Raw genomic sequence first — 11994 nt, 5'->3', positions numbered from 1 at the left:
TGAGGACGATATGGTAACCATTCGTTTGGCACGTCATGGCGCGAAAAAACGCCCATTCTATCAAATCGTTGTAGCTGACAGCCGCCAGGCGCGCGACGGTCGCTTCATCGAGAAAATCGGTTTCTTCAACCCTGTAGCTCAAGGCCAGGAAGAGAAACTACGCCTTGACCTGGATCGCGTAAACCACTGGGTTGGCGAAGGCGCTGCGGTTTCTGACCGTGTTGCTAAGCTGATCAAAGACGCAGCGAAAGCAGCGTAAGCAATCAGTGTCAGGGTTAAAAGAAGAAATGAGTGAGCAAGAAACTATCGTCGTCGGCAAGCTTGGCTCGTCATACGGCATTCGAGGCTGGCTCAAGATTTTTTCTTACACTGAAGAAGCTGAGAGCATTTTTGCCTACTCACCTTGGTTTATCCAGGTGCGTGGCGAGTGGCAACGTTTCGAGTTAGAAGACTGGAAGCGCCACAACAAAGGGTATGTTGCCAAGCTCAAAGGGCTGGATCAGCGCGAAGACGCGCAGATGCTGACCAATGCCGAAATCGCCGTTAGTGCTGAAGCACTGCCAGCGTTATCGGATGAAGAGTTTTATTGGCGTGAGCTGTTTGGCATGGACGTGGTGAATGCGAAAGGCTATCACCTCGGTACTGTGACAGACATGCTTGAAACGGGCTCGAACGACGTACTTGTCGTTAAAGCCAACCTGAAAGATGCTTTTGGCAAAAAGGAACGCTTAATTCCGTTCCTTGAAGAGCAGGTCATCAAGTCGATTGATCGCACTGCTCAACGGATCGAAGTTGACTGGGATCCTGGTTTTTAAACTCCAACAGTAAGCGAGCGGAAATATGTGGGTTGGCATTATCAGCCTTTTTCCAGAAATGTTCCGAGCCGTCACTGATTTTGGAGTCACGGGCCAAGCGGTTAAAAAAGGGCTGTTAAACGTCGAAACGTGGAATCCGCGTGATTTCACTCAAGACAAACATCGTACGGTTGATGATCGACCTTACGGCGGTGGCCCCGGTATGTTAATGATGGTTCAGCCGTTGCGCGATGCCATTCATGCTGCCAAACAAGCCGCAGGCGATAACGCGAAAGTGGTTTACCTCTCTCCGCAAGGGCGTAAGCTCGACCAAGCGGGGGTCGAATCACTGGCCAGCAATGAAAAACTTATTTTGATTTGTGGCCGGTACGAAGGGGTAGACGAGCGCATTATACAAACTCACGTCGATGAAGAATGGTCGGTGGGAGATTTTGTGCTCAGTGGGGGCGAGCTGCCCGCGATGACGTTAGTAGACGCTGTTGCTCGGTTTGTACCGGGCGTTTTAGGCGACATGGCGTCAGCAGAGGAAGACTCCTTTGCCAACGGGTTGTTAGACTGTCCACACTACACGCGTCCGGAGTTGTTAGATGGGTTGGCGGTACCAGAGGTGCTAAAATCCGGAAACCACAAGGACATTCGTCGCTGGCGATTAAAGCAATCGCTAGGTCGCACTTGGCTACGACGACCAGAGCTCCTGGAAAACCTAGCTCTGACTGACGAACAGGAATCACTACTTGCCGAGTTCATTAAAGAGCATCGAGCAAGTGCCGAATCAAATTGAGTTTCAGTTTATTCTAGGGTTATAGACAATGAGTAACATCATCAAGCAGCTCGAAGACGAGCAAATGAAAAAAGACCTGCCTGAGTTTCAAGCAGGTGACACTGTCCTGGTACAGGTTAAAGTAAAAGAAGGTAACCGTGAGCGTCTGCAGCCATACGAAGGTGTGGTAATTGCTAAGCGCAACCGTGGCCTGCACTCTGCATTCACCGTACGTAAAATGTCTAGCGGTGAAGGTGTAGAGCGTACTTTCCAAACTCACTCGCCAGTTATCGACAGCATTACTGTTAAACGTCGCGGTGCAGTACGTCGTGCCAAACTGTACTACCTGCGTGAGCGTTCTGGTAAGTCAGCTCGAATCAAAGAGCGTCTTAACAAGAAGTAATCGCTCCGGCGTTTATTGCTCAGAAAGCCCGTCCCGATGGACGGGCTTTTTTATTGTTCTCTTACAGTCAGGTCACGAAACCACTTAATGCCCGTCACGACCATTTAACTTGCTATGTTGCCACTCACTGAAAGAGCGCAAGACATAGACAAACAATAGGGCAAAATGGCATCTGTACCTTACTCACTGATTAGCAGCATCGCTGCGTATCGAGACGGAGAACGAGAATGTCCTGGTTTCTACTCTGCGTAGTGGCTTTGATCGCCGGCTACTTCACTTATGGCACCTTTATTACCAAGGTGTTCGGTCCTAAGCCCGAACAAGCGACACCCGCCATGAGCATGAATGATGGTGTGGATTACGTCCCGCTATCTGATAAAAAAGTTTATCTTATTCAACTGCTTAACATTGCAGGTCTCGGGCCGATTTTTGGTCCAATCCTCGGTGCCTTGTATGGACCGGTGGCCATGTTATGGATTGTGTTTGGCTGTATATTTGCCGGAGCGGTTCATGACTATTTCTCGGGCATGCTGAGTGTCCGAGCAAAGGGTGCATCGGTTCCTGCGGTAGTCGGCGAGCACTTAGGTAACTTCGCGAAACACTTTATGAACTTCTTTGCGGTGTTACTCTTGATGCTGGTGGGCGTGGTCTTTGTCTTGGGCCCTGCCAAGCTGCTAGGTAGCTTATCGGCGATGAGTGTACCGGTATGGGTGGCGATCATTTTTGCTTACTATATCCTCGCGACTGTGGTACCGATCGATAAAATTATTGGCCGCTTCTATCCGTTCTTTGGCGCCTTATTGGTCTTTATGTCGGTCGGCTTGATGATTGGCTTGGCCGTGAGCGATCACAGCTTCTACAGCCAAGGGCTCGATTTTGCCACTAACTTCCATCCCACCGATCTGCCATTGTGGCCACTGCTCTTTATTACTATTGCCTGTGGGGCGGTGTCAGGTTTTCATGCCACCCAGTCGCCATTGATGGCGCGCTGCATGCAGAATGAAAAATCGGGTCGCTTTATCTTTTATGGCGCCATGATTGGCGAAGGTGTGATTGCGCTTATCTGGTGTAGCTTAGGATTAAGCTTTTACGAATCCACGGATGCGTTGAACCAAACGCTCGCCAATGGCGGTCCTGCCGCTGTGGTGCATGAGGTCTCTACGTCGCTCTTGGGCACCGTCGGGGGCATTATGGCGGTATTAGGTGTGATTGTATTGCCTATTACCTCAGGGGATACCGCGTTCCGTTCTGCGCGTTTGATCATTGCTGACTTTTTGAATATTCAGCAAAAGCCATTGATGAAACGTCTCCTGATTGCGATTCCTATGTTTGTGGTGGGTTACTTGATCACCAAGGCCGAGTTTGGCGTGATTTGGCGCTACTTTGGTTGGGCGAACCAAACCACGGCCATGATCATGTTGTGGGCCGCGGCAGCCTACCTAATTAAGCGTGATAAGCTGCACTGGGTCTGCACCATTCCAGCGATGTTTATGACCGCAGTCACCGTGACCTACTTAGCTAACGCCGATATCGGCTTTGGCTTACCGATGAACACAGCAACCATCATCGGCTTGGTAACAACGGTGGTGGCGAGTATTGCGTTCCTCGTGGTCTATAAGCCGAACCCTCAGCTGATTGCTGATGAGCAATGATGCCATCCTAACCAATTGGTATTACAGCAATAACGCATAAAATGCGCTAAGATCAAAGCCTCAGCACTCGCTGGGGCTTTTTTGATCAAAAGGATGGTGGCATGAAACACGCGCTTTTTTCGTTACTGACTATTGTGCTGATGACGGGGTGTGCAGCGTCGACTACACAAGCGTTAGTGGATGAGCAAAACTGGTATGGACTGGGTGAGCAAGATGGCCAGCGCGGGCTACCACAGCGAACCTTAAACGACTTACGCACACTGGCGAACAAAGTGGGCGACCGTATGACCGCCAATTACCTCGACTACGAGCAAGGCTATATTCATGGCATTGACGCATACTGCAATCCTGCACATGCGTATCAACTCGGGTTGGATGGCAACCCCTATATGGGCGTGTGCGAAAGCCGACCCGGTTCACAGCGTTTTCGTATGGAGTGGCAACGTGGCTATAACGATTACCAAAGCCAAGCGAATAGCCAGTTTTACTAGCGCTAAAACCGGTGCCGGCATCAATTATGGGTAAGACCAAGTTTATCTTTTATTGCCTTAAGATAACGTCGGCTTACCGGTACCGAATGAGCGGAGGCGGTCACCACCTCCGCGAGCCCATTATCTAACAGCCGGATCTCCCGAATGGCGGCAGGGTGCACCAAAAATTGTCGGTGGCAGCGCATTAAGGGCGTTTTGTCTTCCAAGACTTTCAAGCTTAAATGGGTGACGGATTCTCCATTGGCGGTGAGTAGTGTCACGCCAGTCACTGAGGTGCGTGCCACTTCGACGTCTTGGTGAGGCACTAAGGTAATCCGGTTATGGCCCGCACAAGGGAGCAGCTCCAGTGCGGGCGTGATCGCCTGATAGTCCTCTTGTCGATTTAACTCACGCGACAGTTTGTCGAGCGACTTTTTTAAGCGCGCGGTTTCGATGGGCTTGAGCAAATAATCAAATGCGTTGTCCTCAAAGGCTTGTACGGCAAACTCATCATAGGCGGTGACAAACACCACTTTGGGCATGGTCTCGGGGTCAAGCATCGCAAGCAGCTCAAGGCCGGTGACGCGAGGCATTTGAATATCTAAAAACACCACATCGGGGCGGCTGTGATTAATGGTTTTCAGTGCATCAATGGCGTTATTGCATTGACCAATGATGGTTACACCGCCTAATCCTAGCAGCTCATCTTCCAAGGCTTCTCGTGCATACAATTCGTCATCCACGATTAACGCTCGAATCATGCCATGGTCTCCTTGTTTGGGGCAGTATCGGTTAATGGCAAGGTCACGGTGGCACGTGTCCAGTGATCATGCTGGCATGTCATTTTAAGCCCGTATTGTCCGCCGAATAATCCGCGTATCCGTTTATCGACAATACGAAGCCCCAGCCCAGCATGCTGTGCCGCTGGTTGATAGAGACCTGCATTGTCCTCGACTTGTAAATACAGGCATTCGCCTTCTTGCCAACCACGAATGATGATTTGACCGTCGGCCATTAATTGACTGATCCCATGTTTCACCGCGTTCTCAACCAAAGGCTGTAAGGTAAAACTGGGGATCACCGCGTGCAAGATAGCCGGATCAATCTGCTTTTCAACACTCATTCGATCGGCAAAGCGGGCATGTTCGAGTTCCAGATAGGCATCAAGATGGTTCAGCTCTTGCTCAAGCGAGACGGTTTCGCGATTTTGTTTTAAGTTACTGCGAAAGAAGGTGGATAAGTGCTGGATTAACTGACGGGCGCGCTCTGGCTCGCGCTTGACCACCGCACTGATGGTGTTCAATGCGTTAAATAAAAAGTGAGGGTTCACTTGGGCGCGTAGCAAGTTTAACTCCGCTTGGGTCAGCAACGTTTGCTGGCGCTGATAACGACCGGTTAAAATTTGGTTGGAGAGCAAACGCGCGATCCCTTCTCCCATGGTGACATTGATCGCCGAGAACAGTTTACGTTTTGGCTCATAAAGCTTCACCGTCCCTAGCACATAGCCATCCCCGCCACGTAGCGGGATCACCAACACAGAGCCCAGTTTGCAATGGGGAGACAGTGAGCAGCAATAAGGGGTATCCGCGCCGTCGATATAGATGAGCTGGTCATCTGCAATGGCACGTCGGGTATAATCGGACGCAATGGGAGTGCCGGGCAAGTGGTGGTCATCACCAATGCCGGTAAAGGCGAGGATTTTCTCGCGATCTGTGATTGCCACCGCCCCCACGCCGGTTTCTTGCTGGATAATGGCGGCGACCTGTTCACTACTTTGTTGATTAAACCCGCTACTTAAAATACCGACCGATCGTTCAGCAATTTTAAGCGCTTTACTAGAAAACGCCGCGGAATAGCGCTCAAACAACGTCTTGCGATCAACAATAATGCTCATAAACATCGCGGCGCCGACTGAGTTAGCGATCACCATGGGCGCAGCAATTGCGCTGACGAGCTCATAAGCACGACTAAAGGGTTCGGCGACGGCGAGAATGATGGCCATTTGTACCAGCTCTGCTACGAACGTCACGCTCAGGACCACAGTAGGGGAAAACAAACGGCTGGTTTGGTTGCGAGAGACCAAGTAGCGGTGCATTAAGCCGCCAATCACGCCTTCTGCTGTGGTCGAGATCGCGCAGGCTAAATCTGTAAACCCTCCTAAACTATAGCGATGTAGTCCGCCAGTTAAGCCGACCAAAAAGCCTACTACAGGGCCGCCAAGCAGACCGCCAAGCACGGCACCGATAGCGCGGGTATTCGCGATTGCGTCTTGGATGTGCAACCCAAAATAGGTGCCGAGAATACAGAAGCCGGAAAAGAGCACATAGCAGACATACTTGTGCGATAGCCGCCCAGAAATACTGAGCAGCGGCATAAACACAGGAGTTTTGCTCAGCAAATACGCGATCACAAGATACACGCTCATCTGCTGCAGCAATGAAAGCACTAACGCCATAACAATAAAAAGGGGTAACTAGAGTTCCCCGTTATAGTAACTGTTGGTGATAAAAGACTCTAATTAAAAATGCGAGTGTAAACTAAAAATTACACCGTAATTTAAATGGTACAGTTGCTATTGCTTTTAAAATATGGGCTGGTATTGTCTATGTAAAACATAGTGAACATCTTTTAGGGCAAGGTCATGCAGCAAGATTCGGTAACCAATATCAACATTCGCGATGAACAAGTGCTTCTCACACCAGAGCAACTTCGCGATCAATTTCCTATCGCCAAAAGCACCCGAGCGGCGATTAGTCAGGCCCGTCAAACCGTGGCAGATATTATCAACAAGCGTGATCACCGCCTGCTTGTGGTCTGTGGTCCTTGCTCAATTCATGATGTCGACGCGGCGAAAGACTATGCCCGTCGTTTGAAAGCCCTATCGGATGAACTGAGCGATCACTTGTTTATTGTGATGCGGGTTTACTTTGAAAAACCACGCACCACAGTGGGCTGGAAAGGGCTTATCAATGATCCACACTTGGATGGCAGCTTTGATGTTGAGTTTGGCTTAAAGCAAGCACGCAGTCTGCTCACTGAGCTTGCTGAAATGGGATTGCCGCTGGCCACCGAAGCGCTCGACCCCATCAGTCCACAATACATTGGCGATTTGTTTAGTTGGGCAGCCATCGGTGCTCGTACCACCGAGTCACAAACCCATCGAGAAATGGCGAGTGGCCTGTCGATGCCGATTGGTTTTAAAAATGGTACGGATGGCAATCTGGCCACCGCCACCAATGCGATGAAAGCGGCTGCTTCAGGGCACCGTTTTATGGGGATTAACCAAGCCGGCCAAGTGGCATTATTGACCACACAAGGTAACCCCAATGGCCATGTGATTTTACGTGGCGGCAAGCAAACCAACTATGATTCAGTCTCTGTGGCCGAGTGTGAGCAGCAACTGCGCGATGCTAACCTGACGCCATCGCTGATGGTCGATTGTAGCCATGCGAACTCTCGCAAAGATTACCGTCGCCAAACCTTGGTCGCTGAAGATGTGATCCACCAGATCAATCAGGGCAACCGGTCTATTATCGGTCTGATGCTAGAAAGCCATATCCATGCGGGGAATCAGTCGGCGGATCTGCCCAAAGAAGAGATGGCGTACGGCGTCTCGATCACTGATGCTTGCATTGATTGGGCGTCTACCGAACAATTGCTGCGTCATACGCACCAAGCGTTGGCAACTTCTCTACAACAACGGATTCAACAGGACTAAATCATGGTGGCGGAACTAAGCCGACTGCGCGATCAAATCGATGATGTCGACAAACAAATGGTAACTCTACTCGCCAAACGACTGGCACTGGTTGCGGAAGTGGGAGAGGTAAAAAGTCAGCATGGCTTGCCCATTTATGCGCCTGACCGTGAAGCGGCCATGTTAGCGTCTCGACGAGCAGAAGCCGAAGCGCAAGGGGTGCCGCCCGATTTGATTGAAGATGTGCTGCGACGCACAATGCGCGAGTCGTACAGCAGCGAAAACGACTCAGGGTTTAAATGCCTAAACCCGGATTTGCGCCGCATCGTGGTGATTGGCGGAGAAGGGCAGTTAGGTCGCTTATTCGCACGCTTATTCCGCTTATCGGGCTATCAAGTGTCTGTGTTGGAGAAAAACGATTGGGACAACGCAGAGGCATTGCTCGCAGATGCCGGCATGGTGGTGGTCTCTGTGCCGATTGATGTCACCGAAACCGTGATTAGCGCCCTCCAGCAGCTTCCGAAAGACTGTATCTTAGCAGACCTTACCTCCGTTAAATCTGGCCCGCTACAAGCCATGTTAACGGCGCATCAAGGCCCCGTTGTGGGGCTGCACCCCATGTTTGGTCCTGATGTGGCTAGCCTGGCTAAGCAGGTCATTGTTTACTGCGATGGCCGCGAGCCAGAAGCCTACCAATGGCTGCTCGAGCAATTTCGTATTTGGGGGGCGGGACTACACAGGATCAGTGCTGTTGAGCATGATGAGGGCATGACGTTGATACAAGCGCTGCGTCACTTTACGTCGTTTGTTTACGGGGTCCATCTGGCAGAAGAAAACCCCAACTTGGACCAGCTGACAGCGTTGAGCTCACCGATTTATCGCTTGGAGCTTGCCATGGTGGGGCGTTTGTTTGCCCAAGATGCAAGCTTGTATGCGGATATTATTATGTCCTCACCGCAAAACTTGGCGATGATTAAGCGCTTTTACCAGCGTTTTGGGGAAGCGATTGATTTGCTTGAACAGCACGACAAAGCCACCTTTGTCGATGCGTTTGCCCAAGTCGAAAACTGGTTTGGCGATTACGCGCCGCGCTTTTTACAAGAAAGCCAAGGCCTGTTGCGACAAGCCAACGACGCCACCCATCGTACTGCGACCTAGCTTATGTAAATCAGCTCACTTAGCATTAAAAAAGCCCACATTGTGGGCTTTTTTGCGTGATTCGGTCTAGGCGTCGATGAGCGCTGAAAGGTAATACGTCGGTGCTTACAGACTTCTCCTGCACTCAACTAGAGCGCAGTGATGCTGTATGCCATGACCATTAAAACTATCGATAGTTAACCAATATTTGGTTATAAAAACCATAAATATAGTTTCTTGTTGGTTTTTTGTGCTGGTTTGATGATGATATAGAAATACATTATGATGAAAAGTGTAACTTAAAGTTACATCTTGTAACTTTGCTGTGAGGAGGGCTTGCAGCTTACATACACACATCAATGGAGATGATTTCATGAGAATCGCCCGATACTGCAATATTGCTGTCGCCACAGCGTTCACCAGCCTAGCATTCATGACATCGGGTCATGCGGTTGCGCAAGATGGCGCTGGCTGTGAACAGGCTGAATATGCAATGGGGCTTCGTTATCAGCAGCAATCCGCAGAAGTGATTGCGATGCAGCGTCAAACGTTTGAACTCGCCACTTTCCGTTTAGAGCAACAAATCCAATCTCATGGCGAGAATGCAAACCTAGCCATCATGACAGACTTAGATGAGACCATTATTGATAATGGTGCCTTGCTAGTCAGAGATATGCAGGCCTGTCACGATTTCACCAGTTGGGATACTTGGAAGCACTGGGAGCGCGAAGGGCAGCCACGCCTTATTCCTGGGGCAAAAGCATTTTTAGACTTTGCCGACCAACATGATGTGGCGATTTATTATGTCTCTGATCGTTATCAAGAAAATAAATCAGACACCTTGGCGACGTTGAAAGCTCTGGCCTTGCCGCAAGTTGCGGATGACCATGTCTTACTCTTAGGTCCACCTAAAGCCGAGCGCCGTAAAATTGTCGAGAGCAAACATACCTTAGTGATGCAGCTAGGCGACTCTCTGCATGACTTTTCTGGCGAGTTTGGTGATGCGGATCTTAAGCAACAACGTGCCTTAGTGAGCAAACATGCTAAGCATTTTGGTCAAGATTGGATTGTATTGCCAAACGCTATGTACGGCGATTGGAGTGAAGCCAAACTCACTGGCTGGAATGCGCCATTCGAGTATAAATAGTCGCGCGATTGCCTGATATAAAGCCCACACTGTGGGCTTTTTTATGGGCAACTGATTTGTGGGCAATGGATAGTTTAGTTAGTCGTTGCTGTCCGGCAGCGATACCTCGGTGGGAGAAATGGTCTCTGACGGATAGCAACCGAGTACTTTTAGATAACGGGTCAGGGTGGTGAGCTCGTCCAGTGCACTTTGCATTACATCACTGGCCATATTGGCTTCAACATCGACATAAAACATCTCTTCCCATGGGTTGCCGAGCACGGGCCGAGATTCCAGCTTGGTCATATTGATGCCGCGCTCTCGCAATACCATCAAACACTCCACCAAAGACCCTGCTTGCTGCGACGTCGACATAATGAACGTGGTTTTGGCAGGCGTAAGTTTGGACACTTTCACCGGCTTACGGGCCACTACAATAAAGCGGGTGTAGTTTTGCTGCTGATTCGCTATGTCTGTTTTGATTGCCGTGAGGCCATACAACTCACCACTGGCGGCATGGCCGATGGCAGCCACATTAGGTTGGTTTAAATCTGCCACTTGTTGCATCGCGTCAGCGGTGCTTGAACAGTACACTTTCTTAATTTTTCCTAAAGTATCGACATATTCGCTGCATTGCTGATGAGGCTGGGGATGCGCGTATAGGATATCAATATGGCTGGGATCTTGGTCGCCAACGGTCAGTAAGCAATGAGCAATGGGAAGGGTTAATTCGCCAACGATAGATAGCCGGGTGTGCTGCAGCTGATCGTACACTTCATTGATCGATCCTGAGCTAGTATTTTCGACAGGCAATAAGCCATAGTCGGCATGGCCGGTTTCTACCGTTTCGACCACTTGTTTAAAGCTGTCACAAGCCATTTCCACTAATTCGGTTTGCTTGCGGCTAAAGTACTGGCGCGCGGCGAGATAGGAGTACGAACCTTGGCTGCCTAAAAAGGAAACCCGAGCTACCGGACGTTGATTATCGGGGTTGGCCAGCGCTTGCAGATAACGCTGCTGGATCAGCACCGAGTCTTCAATAATGGTGTGGAAAATACTCAGCACATAATGGGCATCCAGTTGGTGAGCGCTGCCATCACTGACCAATTTTTCCAATAAGGCTTGTTCTCGCGCTTGATCGCGAATCGGTTTTTGAATTGCGATTTTGTTTTTCGCGACATCCACGCTGAGGCGGCGGCGCTCGGCCAGTAAAGTCAGCAATTCGTGGTCTAACTGGCTGATCCGCGTGCGGATCTCGTCCAGTGAAAGTGGCGTGTCTGGCATACATTATCCTTGTTCTAATACAAAAAAACCTCCCGGTTGGGAGGTTAGAGCGCCATGCTGTTAAGGCTTAGCACGCTTCCTCCCGCACAGGCGAGATAAAAAAGAAGCGAAAGAAACGAGCAATAATCAGCATAGGGCCTTGGTTGTTATGTTTGCGTGTCAATTAACCATATTGACAGCGGGGGATGCTGTCAAGCACCAAAAAGCCCCGCGGGGGCGGGGCTGACATGTTTAGCGGGTGAGGTAATGCAATGCGGGTTAGATTTCCTCGTCGGCTGCATTTTCTTCCATTGCAACCGTTGCCGTTGATTTGTCGTTGCGGCGTGCTTCGCCTTTGTGTTGGACCTTATTTAATTGCTTTTCGAGCTTCTGGCCCACCTCGTTGATCGCTTTATACATGTCATCGCTTTCTGCAGAGGCCACGATGGTTGATCCTGGCAACCCTGCTTTGGCTTCTACTTTGAACTGATGGTTTGGCTCCTTACTGATCACAGCATGAGGATTGATGAGTGCCACCTGCCACTTGGCCAACTTATCAAAGCGGCTTTCGATGCGCTCACGGATGGCGGGAGTGATTTCGATGTTTTTGCCTGCAATTTCCACTCTCATACTCGTTCCTCTTTGTTCCCCTGTATTAGGTTCATATTCAG

General features: G+C 50.1%; 13 protein-coding genes. 9 read left to right on the top strand and 4 right to left on the bottom strand.

What is annotated here, in order from left to right; all coding sequences use genetic code 11:
• The first annotated feature begins 10 nt into the window (after positions 1 to 10).
• The 6 genes from rpsP to E8E00_RS10515 all read left to right on the top strand — a co-directional run bounded on the left by rpsP (position 11) and on the right by E8E00_RS10515 (position 4121).
• Positions 11 to 259: a 30S ribosomal protein S16 gene (rpsP, locus tag E8E00_RS10540; protein WP_069586882.1), complete on the top strand. Its 249-nt coding sequence runs from the start codon at positions 11 to 13 to the stop codon at positions 257 to 259.
• A gap of 28 nt (positions 260 to 287) precedes the next feature.
• Positions 288 to 815 (top strand): ribosome maturation factor RimM, encoded by a 528-nt coding sequence (rimM, locus tag E8E00_RS10535; RefSeq protein WP_069586883.1) that lies wholly within the window; start codon positions 288 to 290, stop codon positions 813 to 815.
• A 25-nt stretch (positions 816 to 840) separates the two neighbouring features.
• Entirely contained in the window at positions 841 to 1596 is a 756-nt protein-coding gene (gene trmD / locus E8E00_RS10530) for a tRNA (guanosine(37)-N1)-methyltransferase TrmD (RefSeq protein ID WP_069586884.1), read from the top strand.
• A gap of 28 nt (positions 1597 to 1624) precedes the next feature.
• Positions 1625 to 1978: a 50S ribosomal protein L19 gene (gene rplS / locus E8E00_RS10525; RefSeq protein WP_069586885.1), complete on the top strand. Its 354-nt coding sequence runs from the start codon at positions 1625 to 1627 to the stop codon at positions 1976 to 1978.
• A 227-nt stretch (positions 1979 to 2205) separates the two neighbouring features.
• Positions 2206 to 3630 (top strand): carbon starvation protein A, encoded by a 1425-nt coding sequence (locus E8E00_RS10520; protein ID WP_077457611.1) that lies wholly within the window; start codon positions 2206 to 2208, stop codon positions 3628 to 3630.
• A 101-nt stretch (positions 3631 to 3731) separates the two neighbouring features.
• Positions 3732 to 4121 carry a DUF2799 domain-containing protein gene (locus E8E00_RS10515; protein ID WP_096631005.1) on the top strand — a complete coding sequence of 130 codons (390 nt, stop codon included), beginning with the start codon at positions 3732 to 3734 and terminating at the stop codon, positions 4119 to 4121.
• Positions 4122 to 4141: 20 nt separating this feature from the next.
• Here E8E00_RS10515 and btsR read toward each other — a convergent pair whose 3' ends face one another.
• Together btsR and E8E00_RS10505 are read right to left on the bottom strand one after the other, a co-directional pair.
• Positions 4142 to 4861, bottom strand: a complete 720-nt coding sequence (gene btsR / locus E8E00_RS10510; RefSeq protein ID WP_096631007.1) for a two-component system response regulator BtsR — start codon at positions 4859 to 4861, stop codon at positions 4142 to 4144.
• The gene (locus E8E00_RS10505; protein ID WP_096631009.1) at positions 4858 to 6555 is read right to left on the bottom strand and encodes a sensor histidine kinase; all 1698 of its coding nucleotides are present in this window, start codon (positions 6553 to 6555) and stop codon (positions 4858 to 4860) included. The genes btsR and E8E00_RS10505 overlap by 4 nt, the downstream gene beginning before the upstream one ends.
• Before the next feature lie 186 nt (positions 6556 to 6741).
• On the opposite strand from E8E00_RS10505, the gene E8E00_RS10500 reads away from it, so the two are divergent.
• The 3 genes from E8E00_RS10500 (at position 6742) to E8E00_RS10490 (ending at position 10081) form a co-directional block, all read left to right on the top strand.
• Entirely contained in the window at positions 6742 to 7818 is a 1077-nt protein-coding gene (locus E8E00_RS10500) for a 3-deoxy-7-phosphoheptulonate synthase (protein WP_069586890.1), read from the top strand.
• Between the two features lie 3 nt (positions 7819 to 7821).
• On the top strand, positions 7822 to 8955 hold the full coding sequence (tyrA, locus tag E8E00_RS10495; protein WP_069586891.1) for a bifunctional chorismate mutase/prephenate dehydrogenase: 1134 nt from the start codon (positions 7822 to 7824) through the stop codon (positions 8953 to 8955).
• Between the two features lie 352 nt (positions 8956 to 9307).
• A complete protein-coding gene (locus E8E00_RS10490) occupies positions 9308 to 10081 on the top strand; it encodes a 5'-nucleotidase, lipoprotein e(P4) family (RefSeq protein ID WP_077663014.1) in 774 nt (257 codons plus the stop codon).
• Between the two features lie 78 nt (positions 10082 to 10159).
• Here the strand turns inward: E8E00_RS10490 and pheA are convergent, their stop codons facing one another.
• The gene (gene pheA / locus E8E00_RS10485; protein ID WP_096631011.1) at positions 10160 to 11344 is read right to left on the bottom strand and encodes a prephenate dehydratase; all 1185 of its coding nucleotides are present in this window, start codon (positions 11342 to 11344) and stop codon (positions 10160 to 10162) included.
• Between the two features lie 258 nt (positions 11345 to 11602).
• The gene (hpf, locus tag E8E00_RS10480) at positions 11603 to 11953 is read right to left on the bottom strand and encodes a ribosome hibernation-promoting factor, HPF/YfiA family (protein WP_069586681.1); all 351 of its coding nucleotides are present in this window, start codon (positions 11951 to 11953) and stop codon (positions 11603 to 11605) included.
• Between the last annotated feature and the right edge of the window lie 41 nt (positions 11954 to 11994).

Source organism: Salinivibrio sp. YCSC6 (genome assembly GCF_004916735.1).
Lineage (GTDB): Bacteria > Pseudomonadota > Gammaproteobacteria > Enterobacterales > Vibrionaceae > Salinivibrio > Salinivibrio proteolyticus.
Note: the sequence above shows the minus strand (reverse complement) of the source record. Positions and strands in the feature narration are given on the sequence as shown.